Source organism: Mucisphaera sp. (assembly GCF_965279675.1).
In the GTDB taxonomy this organism is placed as follows: Bacteria; Planctomycetota; Phycisphaerae; order Phycisphaerales; family Phycisphaeraceae; genus Mucisphaera.
Genome location: NZ_CBDIIJ010000002.1, coordinates 2,607,158 through 2,624,247, shown reverse-complemented (window position 1 = coordinate 2,624,247; position 17,090 = coordinate 2,607,158). Strand labels below are relative to the sequence as shown.

The window sequence follows — 17,090 nt, the reverse complement described above, 5'->3', positions numbered from 1 at the left end:
CAGTCTACCAGCCGCTCTGAAGCTGTTATCGCCAGTCCTCCGGGACTTCGCCGGTGACCAGCCATTCGCGGACGTAGCGGTAGTTCGATCGTTCGATTTCCTGCTCGAAGAGCATCCCCTCGGCGTGGATCTCCTGCGTCAAACGAGCCTCATTCCAGACGAGCGCAGGGCCCAGGACCGCGGTCATGATCACTGCCCCCGCGGCGGCCAGGGGCGCCACCGATCTGAGGACGGAGCCGGTAAAGCTACCGAGTTGTACCTTCGGGGAGGTGAGCCAGATGGCGACCCAGATCATTCCGAGGACCAGCCCCAGACCGCCAAACAGAATCACAGGAGCCCAGAGGTCCTGATGGAACCAGACCAAGCTGCTGACCACGAGCACCAGAATCGGCCCGAGCAAGCGCGTCAACAAGCCTTGCATCACCGTTCCGGCTCCGGAGCCCAGCATCCACCAGAGGCCGCCAAGCAGCCAGAGCAGGCTCGCCAAGACAGCCAGGACGCCCATGACCACAGCGGCCTGGAAACCGAGGCCGTCATCGAGCACGCTCACCGGGTCCCAGTGGAAATAGGACCAGACCAGCACCAGCAGCAGGAGTCCTGTGGCGATGTCGGCTGCGAGAAGATGCCTGAGCCGGATGGGTGCAGGGTGTTCCATGCCAAGCTCACCCGCTCGCTGATACAAGGCGTAGACGGTCAGGCTGCTTAGCATGACGAGCATGACAAAGAGGTAGAAAACGTACTCCATCACTAGGATCTCGGCCGAGACATTGAGCCCGTAGTAGCGACTGGACCAGGGGCTCATCCACCAGATCATCGCCAGGGCCGTTGGCAGAACCAGGCCCAGACCGAGGACCACCGACACGCGTTTCCAGCCAATCCAGAGCTGCAGCGGGGCCTCATCGGTTGATGAAGTTCGCCACCAACGCAGCAGTCCGAGCAGACTCAGCCCCAGGACCATCGCGTTGCAACCCACGAGGATGAACATCAAAGCGCCCTGATCGAAGACGGCGTACTCGAGCTTACGCCAGGGCTGGGCGTCGATTTCGAAGCCCGGCACTGCGGGCAGCAACATGCCCAGCATCATGCCGTAACGAACCGCCCGCTCGGTTTCGCCGCCGTGCCCTTCCATTCTGATGTCCCGAAGCAGTTTCTCATCAAGAGCCAACTGCTCTCTGACCGCTGATGCGGACTGTTCCTCTCCCAGGATCCTCAGCACGTGGACACGAGTCTCCAGCGCTAGCGTATGCAGGGACTCTGCCACCAGAAGCCCGATCAGTGCATCAGCATCGCGAGCCATCACGACTTTGAGCCGTTCGATGACGCCTACCCATGCCATCGCCTCTGACCTGCTGCCGGCCCGAGCATGCTGAATGGCTTGGTCTGATGCGAATCTGGCTGCGAGCCGCTGATCTGGCAATTCGTTCAGCGACACACTGACCATTCTGCTCGTTCGCAAGGATAGGCTCATCGCGGTCATCGGCTCGGGTAGCAAGTCCTGACGCATCGACTCCAACTCGAACCCGTAGAACGTCGCTCGCGGTTTCGCCGAAGCCTTCTTGATCAGCTCAGCGGCTCGGTTGATCGCCAGACGATTCGTGGTTTCCATTCTGAGTGGGTGTTTTCTCTTCTCCTCGCCTTCATGCTGCCTTGTGATAGCAAGCGTGTCGTCGTCGACGAACGCTACCTGGCCATCGAGATACAGGCTGGCCAAGGCGTATTCGTAAGCCCCATTCTGCGGGTCCAGGTCTGCCCCGGCGAGCAGGATGTCTTCAATCCGAAGACCACCCACCAGTGAGTCGGGACTCGGTGCATTCTGTGTCCTTGCCTCCTGGAGCGCCTGGACGGCGTAAGAGGCGTAGAACATGGGCTGATCCGGAAAGCGTTCCCAGATGACCCTGTAACGCCCGGCACGTGTATCGGCATCGCGGCCGCCATAGACGATCAGCATGTCATCCTCGGACATGTCGGCGTGGATCCACCGGAAGTATTGCTGCTTAAGCCAGCCGACCTCAAGGGGATTTGTGTCGTAGACATCTGTGACGTAAGGATTGATGACGAAGGTAGAGCCGAGGATCATCTTGCCGATCAGCAAAGCCATCAGCAGCAGGGCCGTGGGGATGATCGTGATCCTGGCCGCCCAGCCGAGTATCGCCCGCCAGCGTAGGCGCTGGCGATTGGCGTCCCAGAGCCCTTCGGCGATCTCCTGCTCATCCCCCAGGGCTCGGATGGCTTTGGTTCTGGCCTCCACCTGCGAGCAGCCCGCTTGGAGAAACTCGGTTTCGGCATCCTCAAGGTGGTCCTGTATCTCACGCGCGACTTCCTGCCGGAGTTCACGATCGACCTTGAGCCGATGCGTGACCCGCTGAGCGAGTTGGTGGAACGGGTGCATCGATCAGGCTCCGATCAGGAAGTGATTGACCGCCGCTGAGAACGAACGCCACTCCTCCTGACGCTGGGTCAATTCGGCGACGCCTCGTCGGGTCAAGGCGTAGTACTTCCGCCGCTTACCCGTGTCGGACTCCTGCCACCTTGCTTTGATCTTGCCCTCCGACTCGAGCCGGTGCAGCGTCGGGTAGAGCGTGCCCTCTTTCCATTCGAAACGCCCGTTGGTTCGGGCGTTGACAACCTTGACGATCTCGTAGCCGTAGCGAGGTTGCTCCTTTAGCAGCGACAGGACAATCGGGACCACGGTTCCCTTGATCAACTCTTTAGACACGGCCATGCTCGACTCCTATACCTTGTTTGTCTAGGTATAGTACATCGTAATCCGAGGTATGGCAAGCGGAATGACAGATACGCCAGATAGAAGCGTCTATGCGTCAGCCCCAGATCCCGAATCAGATGACGATCAGGACACAGAAAGCCTTCGGATGTGCTGCTGAACCGTGTCAAGGTCGTTTGGCAGCACCGTGAACTTCTCTTCCCGCTCATAAAGGTCGGAGAGGTGGTCGGGCAGAGGCGGGCGGTGGCCCGTGGCCTGTTCCACGGCATCGGGGAACTTCGCCGGATGCGCCGTCGCCAGCGTCACCACCGGAACACCTTGCGCTTTGAGCGTCTCCAACTCCTGACGGGCGGCGTAGACACCGATCGCGGTGTGTGGATCGATGAGGTAGCCGTCGGTCTCGTCGTAGACCGCTTTGACCATCGCGAGCGTGGTGGCTTCATCGGCCTTGTGAGCGGCAAAGAGATCGCGGGCCGGCTTCAGCCGCGCATCCTCTATCTGGAAGCCGCGATCGGTCTTGAGCTGGTGCATCAGGCTCGCGACGGTCGGGGCATCCCGATCGTACAGGTCGAAGAGCAGCCGCTCGAAGTTCGAACTGATCTGGATATCCATCGAAGGCGACATGGTCGGGACCACCTCGCCGAGTGTGTGATCGCCGAGATTCAGCGCCCGGGTCAGGATGTCGTTGCTGTTCGAAGCGACGATCAACTGACGGATCGGCAGCCCCATCTGACTGGCGATGTAGCCGGCGAAGATATCCCCAAAATTGCCGGTCGGCACCGAGAAGGCCACCTCGCTATCGGGACCGCCCAACGACAGAGCAGCCGTCACGTAGTAGACCACCTGAGGCATGATCCTGGCCCAGTTGATGCTGTTGACCCCCGACAACCGGATCTCATCACGGAACGGCTGGTCGTTGAACATGGCCTTGAGCAGGTTCTGGCAGTCGTCGAAGGTGCCCTCGATTGCGATGTTGTGCACGTTGGCGGCGTCGGCCCCGTGGACCGTCGTCATCTGCCGCCGCTGTACCTCGCTCGTTCGGCCGTGCGGGTGCATGATGAAGATGCTGGCCCGCTGCCGTCCGCGGATCGCCTCGATCGCGGCAGAACCCGTGTCACCCGAGGTGGCCCCGACGATCGTGATGTGATCGTCTCTTCGTTCCAGTACGAGGTCGTAGAGCCGGCCGAGCACCTGCATCGCCACGTCCTTGAAGGCGAGCGTCGGACCGTGGAAGAGTTCAAGGATGTGCTCGCTGTCGCCAATCTGAACCAGCGGGCAGACCGCACGATGCCGGAACCGGCCGTAAGCACCCTCGATCAACTCGCGGAGTTGGGCGTCATCGATTTCACCGGCCACGAATGGTCGCATGATGACGAAGGCGATCTCCGCGTAGGACTTGCCCCGGAGCTGCCTGAACTCATCCAGCGACAGCGTCGGCCAGGACTCCGGGACGTACAGCCCGCCATCGCGTGCCAGGCCGGCAAGCATGGTCTCCTCAAAGCCGAGGGTCGGGGCGGTTCCGCGTGTGCTGATGTACTGCATCGATCTCTCCAGGGGATCCACAGTCTATCGGGCCGCACGGTCGAAAGCCGAGTCGCGGTATGCTTCCCGCATGGCGACTCCAATCATCGGGATTACGGCAGATAATCAGGGCAACTCGGAGGCTTCCGGTAATTACGAGAGTGCCCTCGCCTACACCCATGCCGTATCTGCTGCCGGAGCCTCACCAGTCATTCTCCCGCATATCATCGAGGCGATCCCCGACTACCTCCGCTGCTGCGATGGCTTTGTCCTCACCGGTGGGGGTGACCCGGCTTTAGAAAGCTTCGGCGAAAACACCGACCCGCGAACGACTCGGATGGACCCCAAGCGTCAGGCCTTTGAGTTCGCCCTGCTGGCAGCACTGGATCGTGTCGAGCAGCCGGTCTTGGGCGTTTGCCTGGGCATGCAGTTGATGAGCCTTCACGCCGGCGGGCGGCTCTATCAGCGGATCGAAGACGTGGTCATGCTCCCACAACGGCACGACAAGAACGCTCTGCACCCGATTCATTTTGAAACCGATTCGCCTTGGCTGCCCACGCTTCAGGACCAGGTGGTTTCAAGCCATCGCCAGGCGGTCCGTGAAGCCGGGAACCTCCAGGTCATCGCGAGAGCGGAGGACGGCCTCATCGAAGCCGTGGAGCGCCCCGGGGCTCGTTTCTATCTGGGTGTGCAATGGCACCCCGAACGCGGCGACGAGGGACCACTTAGCCGGGGGCTTTTTCTGAGGCTTGCGGAGGCTTCGGCCTCTCTGAGTAAAACCAGGTGCTGACCAAGGCCAGACCAACGCCTACCATTAATGCCGCATCAGCGAGATTGAAGATCCACGGCCAGAGCCCCGTTGTCGGCAGCAACCAGAACAGGTCACGGACCGCAGAGAACATCAGCCGATCGTACAGATTGCCCATGGCACCGGCGAGAATCAGGGCGAGTGCCAGATGAAGCACCCAGGCTCTCCTGGGAGCTTGAGCAAACATCCAGAGAATCAAGCCCGCGGCGACGATGCTCACAACCACGAACACTGGCTGACCGCCCTGCCCGAGTCCAAAGACCGCTCCGGTGTTGAGCGTCAGTTTGAGATTCAGCAGGTGGGGGATCACCACGATCGGCTCATGAGGCGGGATGCCATAGCCCGGAAACGTGGGGTCGGGACGAACCGGAACACCTGCAACGGTCGCGAAGGCCCAGTATTTGAGCCACATATCAATCGTCAGCACAACGACTGTCGTGCCGAGGAAAGAAGCCCAGGTCCACAGGCCGGGTTTGGAGGTCGCGTCAATCACCCGGAGCTGAGCCCTCGCCGCTCACGTTCGCGGGCCACCTCGATGGTGTATTTCGCCCATGGCTTGGCTTCGAGCCGCTCGCGGTTGATCGGCCTGCCGCTCTCCAGGCAGACGCCATAGTAGCCGTCGTGAATCCGCTGGATGGCTTCGTTGATCTCGATGATCAGCCGCCGCTCCGATTCCATGAGCCCAAGATTGAACTCCTGGTCAAAGTTCTCAGATCCGATGTCTGCCATGTGCAGCGGCATGCTCGAGCTGTCGTCGGATCGGTCGGCGTGAGCGCTCTCCATCCCGGACACGCTGCCGAGGATCTCGGCACGGCGCTCGATCAGGAGCTTGCGGAAGTACTCAAGGTCACGCTTATTCAGACCGCTTTTGACCTTCTTGAGATCCGCCACGGTCCACTCGCGTTCCTCGTCAATCACCACCGGCTCGGGAGCCCCGCTTCGGAAGGGAGATGCCAGCTTCTTGATCGGCGGAAGTTTCTTGGCCAACGAAGCGGGAATCGCGGAGGTGGTCGCGGAAGCTTTCTTTGTTACCACCTTCTTCGTGACCTTCTTGCTCCCTTTCGTCGCCGTTGCGGGCTTGGCGTTCTTGCCCGAAGGCTTTGTGGCAGCTGGCTGCTTCGTCGTCGGCTTGGTTTTGGTGGTGACTGTTTTCTTATTGACTGGTTTTTTAACCGGGGCTTTCTTGACCACTTTCTTCGTGGTCTTGCTGGTTTTGGAGGCTTTTACGGGTGTTTTCTTGACCACCTTCTTCGCGGCTGCCTTCTTAGCTGGCGCTTTCTTGGCCACCTTCTTCTTCTGCAGGGTCTTTTTCGCCGCTGCCTTCTTGGCCGCCGGTTTTTTGGCCGCCACCTTCTTGGTGGTCTTCTTGGCAGAAACCTTCTTGGAAGACTTGGCGGGGGCTTTCTTGGTGGTCTTCTTGGCAGCCACGGGAAACTCCGTAAGCGCAAAGCCTATTATGGCTTATGTAAATCAAAAGCGCCCCGGAACAGGCGGGGCCAGATGCGCGAAGCTCAGTAGCTTAGCCATGCCCCAAGATGCCAGCAAACCAGAAAGCCGAAAGGGCATGAACAACGATCAGTCTCCGTGCAGCTTGCGCAGTCGCCCGCTTAGCCGGAGCAGCAGGTGCACCCGCTCGAACTGGTCCACCCAATCCGAGGTGACCGCGGCCAATTCACTATCAGGAACCGCAGCACCGGGCATGGGACAACTCGGTCCGAGCTGATTGGCCGCCATCGCCCGATAGCGAGCCAGTGTCTTGTCGCCAAACCAGCCGACAGGCTCATAATCTTCGGCGGCAAACACGACCACCGGCACGCGCTTGCCGGCGTTGATCATCAGTTTGTCCTGAAGGTCCGCGTGCTCATCCCTATCCAACCATCGCAGATCGACTTTCCCATCGGATGCCTCCGCGATCTTCTGCACGATCGGCATCTGCTGGGAGCAGTCCCCGCACCAGATGCCCGAGAGTGCCAACACGCGGATCTCGCGAACAAAGTCCCCCAGCAAGGCCTGCTGCGCATCGGTCAGCGCGGCTCGGTCGTAGACTTCCCGCCAGTTTTTCTGTTGCTGGTCAGTACCAGTGGCCATGTAGTCGTCGTAAACCAGGCCGGCTTGGTGCTTCTGACGGAGATAAACGGCATCCATGAAGGGAATCCTCAGGTAAGACAAGCCGTGGCCTGGAAGGACGGCACTCGAATAACTCTTAGCTCTTGAGCATGCCGGTTTGCCGGGCGTAGGCAAACACACCACCAGCATCGATGATCGGCTTCGCGTCGCCGAGCGGCTTAAGGCTGTGCGTCTTGCCCGTGGTATGGTTCGTGAGCGTACCCGCATCGACATCGATCTCAACGTCGTCACCGGTGCTCACCTCGTCGATCAGACGCTGCTCTGCCTCCAGCGGCAGGCAGTACGCTCCGTTCACGCAGTTGCGATAGAAGATCCGGGCGTAGAACTCTGCGACGACTGCCTTGACACCTGCCTCGGCCAGCGCCAGTGGCGCGTGCTCACGAGAAGAGCCGCAGCCGAAGTTACGGCCGCCGATAACGATGCAGTAAATGCTCTTGAACGCGCCTTCTTCGACGAATCGCATGTTCCCCGTCGGCAGGCCACTGCCCGCTGGCGGCACCCCCACGTTGGCATACATCCCGAAGTACTTGCGTTCCTCAGGGTCGGCCGGGTTATAGGCCAGATACTGGGCCGGGATGATCTGGTCGGTGTCTATGTCGTCGCCAAGCACGAAGGCTTTGCCGCGGATGATATCGGCCATTGATTCGGTTCCTGCTGCGAGTAAGCGGGTGGTAGGTGCAATATCACATTATGGCGGAGCTACCCGTGATTTCCAGCAGGCTTAGTCAGGCACCGTGTCTGAGTTCGACTCATCCGAACCAGTAGGCGTGTTTGACTCGGGTGCAGATGCTTCAGGGTCGCTGGCGCTATTCAGGGCCTGCGCTTCAGGCAGCACGGTTGCTCGCAGGGCTTCGATCGTCGATCGCTCCTGGTCATTCTGTGGTTCTCCCAGCAGCGGGCGGAGATTCAGGAAGAGCCGCTGAGCCATCTCATGCTCGTTTGCGGCGAGGTTCTCGTGCACCAGTTGCTGGAGTAATCGCAACAAAGCCAGTCTGCTTGACTCCGACGCCGTGTCACCGAGGGCAAGCGAGGCAAACTGGGTCGCTTTATCCAGTTGACCCGAGCGAGAGGCCGCCAGGAGGCCCAGCTCCGCAGCCCGATCAACAAGCGTCCTGTCCAAATCATCCAGATCGGCATCGATCAGGGCAGCCAGTTGCCCCAGAGCTCTCACCGCCCCTTCCCCATTATCCATGAGGTGCATCTGGGCGGAACGAACACGCACTGCCAGCGAACGCTTCATCGGTTCCTCAGCTCGGGACCTCAGCCATGCGTCCACCAATCCAAGGCGAAGCGGCAAGGACACATGGTGCAGTGATGTCTCCATCTCGAGCAAACGGAGCTCATCGAGTCTTGGGGCCAACTGCAGCAGTAGCAAGTAGGCAGGGCTGTCAGCAGCCAGATCTTCACGCTGGCCAACAAGCTGCACCATGACCAGATCGGGTCTCGGATGCATTTCCAGGCGTCTGAGAATCAAAGGCCCGACAACGGGTGCATCGAGCCGCGCGAGCATTGGTTCCATCGGCCAGTCTGGGTGATCCAGCCAGGCTTCTGTGGCCGCTTGGCGAATGACAGGACTGGGATGGTCGAGCCACGCGAGAAAAGATGCCCGATGCTCATCGCCGGCCACCGCTGACAGCAATCGGACCGAGGCGTGTGTCGGTTCACGACCAAGGCTCTCTGCAGACAGCATCTCCTCTCTCACGCGTTCGAGTTGATCACCGACCAAGAAATCGGACTCGTAAGTAGCCAGTACGGCCTCCGTGGCCAGCGGCCGCCGCTCATCGCTGGAGAGCATCCTCAGCAAAACCGGTAGCGCCTCGATGCTCGGTTTACGAACGAGCATCCGCAGCATCGCGGATTCAACCGCGTGGTCTGTTTCCAGACCCTGAGCAAGCCGAATCGCGACCCGTTCACTGGCCGGATCGTCATCAAGGCTTAACAGGACAGAAACCGCCCGCTCGCGAAGATCGGGTTCCGGGTCGTCAATCATGACGCGCAACGCAGAACGCATGGGTTCGCCGATGGCCTGACGTTGCTCCAGGCGTTGTAGCACCAGATCAATGCCTAGCTGCTTAAGGGTGATGGTGTTGTCCGTGAGATACTCCAACAGCACAGAGGCCTGTTCGTCAGCAGGTGTCAGCCTGTAGACGCGCCTGGCAGCTTGTCGGAGCTTGATTCCCTGTCCGATGGACGCTGCTCGCTGGAGCAATGATTGCCGGAAGGACTGGGCCGTGAGCAATGACAAACGACGCTCCGACTCCCACCGTCCGGGCTCGTTAATCCACGCCCTCATCGCTTCGAGACTTGGCGACTCTCCGAGATGAGGAGAAAGAACAGACCGCAGGGCACGGAGAGCCAGCTGGTTCAGGCGTGTCACCGGCTCCTGTTCAGCCACGGCCAGCAAAGCCTGCAAGGACTCCTCATGCCAGATACTGCCGAGGTAGTTGATGGCGAGGATTCGTCTGTCCAACGATCGTGCCGGGTCAATAGCAAGTTTGGCATAACCGGCCACCACGCGGTCCACAGACAGGCGCGTCAACAGCACAGCGGCTGGCTCAGCAATATCGAGTCGAGGCTCGGTCGAAAGCTCTATCAGTGGCTCAAGCCAGGACGCTGGCGGTGGCTCGCCAAGCCCCACGAGCACAGCCAGGGCTCTCGACGTCTGGTCATCTCGTTCGGGCTTCATGACCTGCCGTCGGAGCTGTTCGAGCGCATCCAGATCGGGGTGATGCACGGCCGGCTCACTCCCCGCAGCGGCAGGTTCCAAATTTCCTTCGGTCTGTTGGGCCAAAGCAGGACAAGGCAGTAATCCCAAAACGATCACGAGAATCAGGGAGACAAGCCGAGTAGCGGCCAGGGGGGATCGCCCTTCTAGCTGACCATATGATGCTCTTTTGATGTGGTCTTGCATATCCACGACCTCTGGATCTATCTGCTTCAAGATATCCGCTAATCGAGCCTGAGGCCCTCTGGTTCACCTGCAGACGCCAGAGCCACGACGTTATTGAGAGACTGACATGGGCCGTGCGTCGAGTTACGTTACGATCCGCAGCCGCACAGAGTTCCTGCTAGCGAGTGCCCCGATGATCGACATCAAAGACCTCCGACAAAACCCAGACATCTATCGTCAGGCCGCCGCTGATAAAGCCATTGCTGTGGATATCGACGCGCTGCTGGCCTCTGACGAGAAGCTCAGAAGCACCATGAAGACGCACCAGGACCTGGTGGCGGAGAAGAACAGGATCGGCAAGGAGATCGGTCAGCTCGCCGGGCGACTCAGAAAAGCCCGCGACACCGAACAGGGCAGCCTGCAGCAGCGGATGAAGGAGCTTCAGGACCGTCCGAACCAGATTAAGGCAGAAGAGACCAAGCTCGAGATTCAGGTCGCAGAGCTACGGGCAGAACGCGACCGGCTGCTGTTGAAAGTCCCGCAGCCGGCGGCCAGCCACGTGCCCGTGGCCCCTGATGAGGCGGGAAATGTCGAGATCAGTCGATGGAACCCGCCCGGCTTCGATCCCAGCAGATCGTTTGAAGAGAATCGCGGGTTTCAACCTCGGTCCCACATCGAACTGGGCAAGCACCTGAGTCTCTTCGACTTTGAGCGTGGCGTCGCCATGGCGGGCAGCCGCTCTTACGTGCTGACGGGTGCCGGGATGATGCTGCACAACGCCGTCCTGCAGGCAGCCTTCGCCTTCATGACGCAGGAGAACGGCTTCAAGGCCGTCTCCGTGCCGGTGCTGGTGAGAGACCACGTCATGACCGGGACCGGTTTCTTCCCCGGCGAGAAGGATCAGGCCTATGAGATTGGCGAAACGCAACGAGGGGGTGGTCACGATCTCTACCTGACAGGCACAGGTGAGGTTGGTCTCATGGGCCTGCATCAGGAAGAGATTCTGAGTACGGAATCACTCCCCCGCTGCTACACCACCCTCTCAACCTGCTTCCGCAGAGAGGCTGGTTCAGCGGGTAAAGATACCGCGGGGCTCTATCGGATACATCAGTTCGACAAGGTCGAACAGGTGGTCCTCTGCGAAGCCGACCTCGAGGCCAGCAAAGACTGGCACCAGAAGATGATCGGCTACGTCGAGGCCTTCATGCAGCGGCTCGCGCTGCCCTACAGACTGCTGCAGGTCTGTACCGGTGACATGGGAGCCAGCAAGATCGACCAAATCGACGTCGAGACCTGGATGCCCAGCCGGGGCCCCGAAGACGATCAGGGGCGTCCCAAGGGTTCCTACGGCGAGACGCACTCGGCGTCGCAGTTGGGCGATTACCAGTGTCGACGACTCAATCTTCGGTACCGAGACCCTGAAGACCCGAAGGGGAAAGCCACCAAGTTCTGCTACTCGCTGAACAACACCGTCTGTGCCAGCCCTCGGATCCTGATTCCGATTCTTGAGCACTATCAGAACGAAGATGGAACGGTCTCGGTGCCAGCCGTTCTCAGGCCTTATCTGGGTGGGCTGGAACGGATCGAGGCCACGCATGGACTGGCCATGGCCTGATTCCAAACATCGCGAAATGTGAGCAAAACGGGAGACCGGCTGTTTTCTCGTTAAGCCCTGCAGGACAAGAGTTTACATCTGTTGGATTGAAGTGTTTTCGCGGTTTTGTTACAATCTCGCAATGCCAACCACACAGCCCAAGCCCGCCCGCTCCCGCGGTTCCAAATCGCGGAAGAGCACATCGTCCCGCCCGGCTAGCACCGCAGCATCGATCACGAACTACACCACCGCTCTCAAGTGGCTCTACGAGCACACGGACCACGAACGGATGCGGCTGGTCAAGTATGACGATGAGACCTTCAGCCTCGATCGCATGCGGAAGCTGCTGGACCTCCTTGGCAACCCTCACGAGCAACTGAAAGCCGTTCAGGTGGCAGGGACCAAAGGAAAAGGCTCCACCTGTACGATGCTCGCCAGCATGCTGGAAGCCTGCGGGCTGACGACCGGGCTATACACCAGCCCCCACCTGGTGGACCTCCGCGAACGCATCACCATCAACAGCAGCCTGATCAGCTACAACGACACGGCCGAGATCTTCAAGCAGATCGCCTCGGTCGAGAAGAAGTTCGGCGATATTCCCCCCACCTTCTTCGAGATCATGACCGCGACCGCCCTTGTCTACTTCGCCGAGCAGGCCGTGGATGTCGCCATCCTCGAAACGGGCCTCGGCGGCAGGCTGGACTGCGTGACCGCCGTCACCCCCTTGGTGACCGGGATCACGCAGATCTCTCTGGACCACACCCAGTGGCTCGGCAACGACCTCGAATCGATTGCTCGAGAGAAGGCTGGCATCTTCAAGCCCGGCGTCCCGGCCTTCAGTGTCGAACAAGCCCCCGAAGTCGCCGCTGTCCTTAAAGAGGTGGCTGATGAGGTCGGCGCTCCGCTGAGCTTCAACGGCAAGGATGTTGATTTTTCCTACCGATTCGAAGCAAGCCGAGAACTCGGCCCCCACACCAGAGTCTGTCTCTCATCCGAGCGTTCGCAATTCGACCACCTGGCAGTACCCCTCAAGGGTGAGCACCAGGCCCACAACTGCGGACTGGCCCTCGCGTTGCTCGACAGCCTCAAGGGCGACGGTTTCAACCTTGCCGAAGCCGACATTATTCGTGGACTGGCCGATACCAAAATCGCCGGCCGGATGGAACAGGTCTGGTCTCAACCTCGGGTCCTGATTGATGGAGCCCACAATTCGGCTTCCATCCAGGCGCTCATCAAGTCGCTCGGAGCGCACATCAACTACGACTCGCTTGTGGTGATCTTCGGCACCGGCCAGGACAAGGACATCAGCGGGATGCTCAAAGAACTCGCCCTCGGTGCCGACAAGCTGATCTTTACCCGAGCCAAGAACAACCCGCGAGCCGTCGAGCCGGGGGATCTGCTGAACCAATTCTCCGCCATCTCGGGCAAGATGGCCCAGACCACCGACAAGCTCGACGAGGCCGTCAAGCTCGCCGGACGAGCCGTCAGCCGCGACGACCTCATCGTGATCACGGGCAGCTTCTACCTGGCCGGTGAAGCGCGGAAAATGTTCGCCGAGGCAACCGCCAAGCGCAACAAGCAGTAACGCCGAGACGGACGGAGTATCCCGTGGACCACGGCCTGCGCATCGGGCCCTTCACCCCCGCATCTCCCCTGCTTCTAGCTCCCATCGCGGGCTACTGCGATCTCGCCTTCAGACTCGTCGTTCGCTCGGTTCCGGGTTACGACGGCCACCCGACGCTCGGCCTGGCCTGCACCGATCTCCTCTGCCCCGAAGCCCTGCTCCGTCAATCCGATAAGAGTCTCTGGCTGGCCGCCACATGCGAAGAAGACTCGCCAGTCTGTATGCAACTCTACGGCCGCCACCCTGAATCACTCCGGGCCGCCGCCGTCTGGGCCGTCGAGCACGGGGCGACCACTGTGGACCTAAACATGGGTTGTCCCGTCGACAAGGTCACCAAAAAGAATGGCGGGTCCAAACTCCTGACTGAGCCCTGCCTGGCCATCGACATCATCCGGAGCCTGGTTCGCGAGTTGGAACCCAGAGGTATCCCGGTCACGGCGAAGATCAGACTCGGCTGGGACGACAGCCAGCTTATCGTCGAAACCCTGCCTCCCGCTCTCGCCGACGCCGGCGTCTCGGCCATCACGGTCCATGGCCGCACCACTGAGCAGAAGTTCAGGGGCAGTGTCCGGTTAGAAGGCATCACGAGCGTCGTCGAAGCCGTCAAACGCAACCATCCCCAGGTCGCTGTGATCGGCAACGGCGATGTCAAACAACCCGAAGACGCCAGAAGGATGCTTTGCGAAACAGGCTGCGATGGCGTCATGATCGGCCGGGGTGCCTTGGGCCAACCCTGGATTTTCCGCGATACAAGTTACTACCTGGCCACCGGCGAGCAAGCCCCTCCCCTGCCCCGGCAGGAACGCGCTGCCTTGGTAAGGATGCACTTTGAGAACCTCGTCCGGATGCGTGACGAACGCGTGGCCCTCAACACCATCAAGAGGCGCATGTCCTGGTACTCGGCCCACCTCCAGCCATGGCCCGGCCTGCGTCACGACATCCAGTCACTCACCAGCGCGGAAGCTTTCAGGGATTTCTGGCAGGCGGGCGTTGAGAAGATGAGTGAGGAGCCCGTTGCCGCCTGAAACTGCAGGCAAAAAAACAGCCGCCCCAATCAAGGGACGGCTGTTTTCTGATTTACATGCAGCGTGGCGTCTTAGGCAACGCGACGACGCAGGGCAGCAAGGCCACCCAGGCCGAGCAGAGCCGCCGAAGCAGGCTCGGGAACCTCAAACATCACGGCCGCGGCACGCATCGACACGAAGGTCGCAGCACCAGACTCCTGCACGACGGTATAGGTCACGCCAGCGGTCAGCGGGGCCGAGCCGAGCTTGACCCAGGTGCCGTCGTTACCGTTCTGGTCGAGCACGGCCAGAACCTGTGAGCTCGAGTCGCTGCCTTCGAGGGTGAAGGTCACATCACCGCCGGAGACGTTCGTGGTCGCCGGCCAGGTGGCGTAGATGGTGTACACGTCACTGGCACCACCGGCCAGACCGGTCGCGAACGAGCCGGCGTTGTTCAGAGCCGTGCCGGGAGCCAGCACGAGGTTGTCGGCGTCCACACCGGGGGTGTAGCTGTAGGTGTAGGTGTCAACAGCGGTTCCGTTTCCGCCGAACAGCGAGTCGCCACCGGTCAGACCCACTGCGGTACCAGCGATGCTGGTGCTGGCGGTCGTGGTGTCGCCGCCAAAAGCAAAGTTGGCACTCGGGGTGAACGGGCCATCGTCAAGACCATCGACATCGACTTCAACGATGAAAGCGGCCTGTGCGGCGCCAGCAAAAGCCAGCGAAGCCACGGTAGCAAGAGCAAACTTCTTCATTTCTCGATCCTCCTCAAAATAGGTAGCAAACAACATCGGGTGAGATGACAAACAGGCACTGAATCGGGATCACACGATCACCTGATAATAATAAACCAACAGAGCGGTGCTGCCAAGCGAAAGTCTTATAAAGATTCACTGGCATCCATGACCGCGTGGTGTTCTCTTAAATCAAGTCCAAACATCAGGATGCGTAGAACGGGAATACCCAGCCATCCTAATAGTTATATTCCTCACAGGTGGACCCATGGCCAGCCTCGGCCAATTGATCAAACCCCCGGACAAAGCTTACGGAGCAACGCATGGCCATGGTCGTCGCTAACTCTTCATCTCAGCGAAAGCTAACGCAGACCACCGCCCTGCTGGCCGCCATGCTTACAGCAGGCACCTCCGCGGTTCAGGCCGCTCCCCAGGCCCGAGAGTTCATCAATGTCACCGGCTTCGGCAATGTCGAAACCGAATCCAACTATGTCCCCTATGTCACCTATTTTGAAAACGGGGCCGCATCAACCGAAGCCCTCAAAGCCCAGGCCGTCGCCGCTAGAACCTACGCCTACTACCAGATGCAGTCCAAGGGCTTCATCGACAACGGCACCAACGACCAGGTCTACTTCATCCCCGGCCGTGGCCTGCCGACCCAGCGTCACTACGATGCGGCCGCCGCCACCGAAGGCGAGATCCTGACTTTCAGCGATACACTCATCGCCGCCTTCTATGTCGCTGGGGCCATCCCCACGCCGGGCACCATCATCCCCGGCACGATTGCTCAGCCGACCGCAGCGGCCAGCGACCCCACCAGCACCCAGCAATGGGTGACCTACCCCTGGGAGAACGGCCTCCTAGGCAATCAGAATATCGGGACGCCCCTTGGCTTCCAGGGCACACCCAGCAACCCGTTCTACGTCAACCGCGGCGCCAAGAGCCAGAACGGCGCCAACTTTATGGGCAATCAGGGGTACAGCTACGTCGATATCCTCAAGTACTACTACGGTGCCGACATCCAGCTCGAGCAGGTCGAGCAAGGCAGCAACGGACCGATCTTCAACCGCCGCAGCCTGACCGATTTCGAGGGCGATGTCGGCTACTTCGGTAACGACCCGTTCCTGTACGACCTCACCAACGCGGACCTTGGGCCCGGCACCACTTTCAGCTTCAGCAGCGACGCGATCGAAGGCAACACATCGCAGCGGATCAACATCGACCTTGATGAAGCCGCCGACAGCGAGAACGACGGCTTCGTCTTCCGTCACGCCGCCGGAGCGACACTGGCCACCAATCTTGCCGGTCGTGAAGCCGGCAACGTCATCCTCGATAACTACGGCTCGATCGGCTTCTGGCTCAAGAGCACCACCCCCGACCTTCAGGTCACCCTGCACGTCGACGAGAACGACCGCAACACCGAGGGTGGTCTCATCAAGAACATCATCCCCGACGGCCAGTGGCGCAAGTACGAATGGTTCCTGGACGATCCCGACCAGTGGGAGAGCCGGTCCAGCGGGCGAGGCGGAACCGGCTCTGGCGAGATCGAATCCCGTTTCACCCTCGACTCAATCGTGATCACCGGCCAATCCGACGCCGTCGTCTACCTTGATGACATCTTCTACGACCCCCAGGCCGAACCGCCACTCGCCGGAGACTTCAACAACACCGGCACCCTCACCGCCGTCGACATCAACCTGCTGGTCACCAACCTCGGCGATCCGAGTTACGACGTTGATGGCGACTTCGATGCCGACTTCGACGACATCACCGTGTGGATCGAAGACCTCTACGGAAGCTTCTTTGGCGATACCAATCTCGATGGCACGGTCAACCTCGTCGATCTCTCAGTCCTGGCAACAAGGTTTGGTCAGCCCGGCAACTGGAGCGACGGCAACTTCAATGGCGACAGCCTTGTCGATCTGATCGACCTTTCGCTGCTGGCCAGCAACTTCGGGCGCACGCCAGGCTCTGTCCCCGAACCCGCTTCGGCCGGCCTGCTGGCTGTTCTTGCAGCGGCAAGCCTCAAGCGCCGCCGAACCGATTGATGCTCTATCTGTGATGGA

Annotated in this window: 14 protein-coding genes; 5 read left to right on the top strand and 9 right to left on the bottom strand. The window is 60.4% G+C overall.

Annotated features, from left to right (window positions below; translation table 11 throughout):
- Positions 1-25: 25 nt before the first annotated feature.
- The 3 genes from ACQZAB_RS11280 to thrC all read right to left on the bottom strand — a co-directional run bounded on the left by ACQZAB_RS11280 (position 26) and on the right by thrC (position 4,264).
- Positions 26-2,389: a permease prefix domain 1-containing protein gene (locus ACQZAB_RS11280; protein WP_428389619.1), complete on the bottom strand. Its 2,364-nt coding sequence runs from the start codon at positions 2,387-2,389 to the stop codon at positions 26-28.
- 3 nt (positions 2,390-2,392) lie between these two features.
- Positions 2,393-2,722, bottom strand: coding sequence for a PadR family transcriptional regulator (locus ACQZAB_RS11275; RefSeq protein WP_428389618.1), 330 nt, complete (start codon positions 2,720-2,722; stop codon positions 2,393-2,395).
- A gap of 126 nt (positions 2,723-2,848) precedes the next feature.
- Positions 2,849-4,264 carry a threonine synthase gene (gene thrC / locus ACQZAB_RS11270; protein WP_428389617.1) on the bottom strand — a complete coding sequence of 472 codons (1,416 nt, stop codon included), beginning with the start codon at positions 4,262-4,264 and terminating at the stop codon, positions 2,849-2,851.
- 70 nt (positions 4,265-4,334) lie between these two features.
- Here thrC and ACQZAB_RS11265 point away from each other — a divergent pair, with 70 nt between their 5' ends.
- Positions 4,335-5,033 (top strand): gamma-glutamyl-gamma-aminobutyrate hydrolase family protein, encoded by a 699-nt coding sequence (locus tag ACQZAB_RS11265; protein ID WP_428389616.1) that lies wholly within the window; start codon positions 4,335-4,337, stop codon positions 5,031-5,033.
- On the opposite strand, the gene lspA is transcribed toward ACQZAB_RS11265, so the two are convergent.
- The 5 genes from lspA to ACQZAB_RS11240 all read right to left on the bottom strand — a co-directional run bounded on the left by lspA (position 4,969) and on the right by ACQZAB_RS11240 (position 9,912).
- Complete coding sequence (gene lspA, locus ACQZAB_RS11260; RefSeq protein WP_428389615.1) at positions 4,969-5,544, bottom strand: signal peptidase II; 576 nt, start codon at positions 5,542-5,544, stop codon at positions 4,969-4,971. The two genes, ACQZAB_RS11265 and lspA, sit on opposite strands and share 65 nt — an antisense overlap.
- The gene (locus ACQZAB_RS11255) at positions 5,541-6,479 is read right to left on the bottom strand and encodes a TraR/DksA family transcriptional regulator (protein WP_428389614.1); all 939 of its coding nucleotides are present in this window, start codon (positions 6,477-6,479) and stop codon (positions 5,541-5,543) included. Before ACQZAB_RS11255 ends, lspA begins: the two co-directional genes overlap by 4 nt.
- 147 nt (positions 6,480-6,626) lie before the next feature.
- Positions 6,627-7,196, bottom strand: coding sequence for a thioredoxin family protein (locus tag ACQZAB_RS11250; RefSeq protein WP_428389613.1), 570 nt, complete (start codon positions 7,194-7,196; stop codon positions 6,627-6,629).
- A gap of 58 nt (positions 7,197-7,254) precedes the next feature.
- Positions 7,255-7,818, bottom strand: coding sequence for a 3-isopropylmalate dehydratase (locus ACQZAB_RS11245; protein ID WP_428389612.1), 564 nt, complete (start codon positions 7,816-7,818; stop codon positions 7,255-7,257).
- Positions 7,819-7,899: 81 nt separating this feature from the next.
- A complete protein-coding gene (locus tag ACQZAB_RS11240; protein ID WP_428389611.1) occupies positions 7,900-9,912 on the bottom strand; it encodes a hypothetical protein in 2,013 nt (670 codons plus the stop codon).
- Positions 9,913-10,261: 349 nt separating this feature from the next.
- Here ACQZAB_RS11240 and serS point away from each other — a divergent pair, with 349 nt between their 5' ends.
- The 3 genes from serS (at position 10,262) to ACQZAB_RS11225 (ending at position 14,311) form a co-directional block, all read left to right on the top strand.
- Complete coding sequence (gene serS / locus ACQZAB_RS11235; RefSeq protein WP_428389610.1) at positions 10,262-11,683, top strand: serine--tRNA ligase; 1,422 nt, start codon at positions 10,262-10,264, stop codon at positions 11,681-11,683.
- A gap of 121 nt (positions 11,684-11,804) precedes the next feature.
- Positions 11,805-13,247, top strand: coding sequence for a bifunctional folylpolyglutamate synthase/dihydrofolate synthase (locus ACQZAB_RS11230; protein ID WP_428389609.1), 1,443 nt, complete (start codon positions 11,805-11,807; stop codon positions 13,245-13,247).
- Between the two features lie 23 nt (positions 13,248-13,270).
- Positions 13,271-14,311 carry a tRNA dihydrouridine synthase gene (locus tag ACQZAB_RS11225; RefSeq protein ID WP_428389608.1) on the top strand — a complete coding sequence of 347 codons (1,041 nt, stop codon included), beginning with the start codon at positions 13,271-13,273 and terminating at the stop codon, positions 14,309-14,311.
- Positions 14,312-14,382: 71 nt separating this feature from the next.
- Here ACQZAB_RS11225 and ACQZAB_RS11220 read toward each other — a convergent pair whose 3' ends face one another.
- A complete protein-coding gene (locus tag ACQZAB_RS11220; RefSeq protein ID WP_428389607.1) occupies positions 14,383-15,045 on the bottom strand; it encodes a PEP-CTERM sorting domain-containing protein in 663 nt (220 codons plus the stop codon).
- Between the two features lie 302 nt (positions 15,046-15,347).
- On the opposite strand from ACQZAB_RS11220, the gene ACQZAB_RS11215 reads away from it, so the two are divergent.
- Positions 15,348-17,072, top strand: coding sequence for a SpoIID/LytB domain-containing protein (locus tag ACQZAB_RS11215; protein ID WP_428389606.1), 1,725 nt, complete (start codon positions 15,348-15,350; stop codon positions 17,070-17,072).
- Positions 17,073-17,090: the final 18 nt, after the last annotated feature.

Bases quoted from the DNA above. Each gene is read 5' to 3' on its own strand.
- ACQZAB_RS11265 (WP_428389616.1), top strand. From the start codon at position 4,335: ATGGCGACTCCAATCATCGGGATTACGGCAGATAATCAGGGCAACTCG.
- ACQZAB_RS11245 (WP_428389612.1), bottom strand. From the start codon at position 7,818: ATGGCCGATATCATCCGCGGCAAAGCCTTCGTGCTTGGCGACGACATA.
- ACQZAB_RS11280 (WP_428389619.1), bottom strand. From the start codon at position 2,389: ATGCACCCGTTCCACCAACTCGCTCAGCGGGTCACGCATCGGCTCAAG.
- ACQZAB_RS11220 (WP_428389607.1), bottom strand. From the start codon at position 15,045: ATGAAGAAGTTTGCTCTTGCTACCGTGGCTTCGCTGGCTTTTGCTGGC.
- ACQZAB_RS11215 (WP_428389606.1), top strand. From the start codon at position 15,348: ATGGCCATGGTCGTCGCTAACTCTTCATCTCAGCGAAAGCTAACGCAG.
- ACQZAB_RS11230 (WP_428389609.1), top strand. From the start codon at position 11,805: ATGCCAACCACACAGCCCAAGCCCGCCCGCTCCCGCGGTTCCAAATCG.
- serS (WP_428389610.1), top strand. From the start codon at position 10,262: ATGATCGACATCAAAGACCTCCGACAAAACCCAGACATCTATCGTCAG.
- thrC (WP_428389617.1), bottom strand. From the start codon at position 4,264: ATGCAGTACATCAGCACACGCGGAACCGCCCCGACCCTCGGCTTTGAG.
- ACQZAB_RS11275 (WP_428389618.1), bottom strand. From the start codon at position 2,722: ATGGCCGTGTCTAAAGAGTTGATCAAGGGAACCGTGGTCCCGATTGTC.
- ACQZAB_RS11250 (WP_428389613.1), bottom strand. From the start codon at position 7,196: ATGGATGCCGTTTATCTCCGTCAGAAGCACCAAGCCGGCCTGGTTTAC.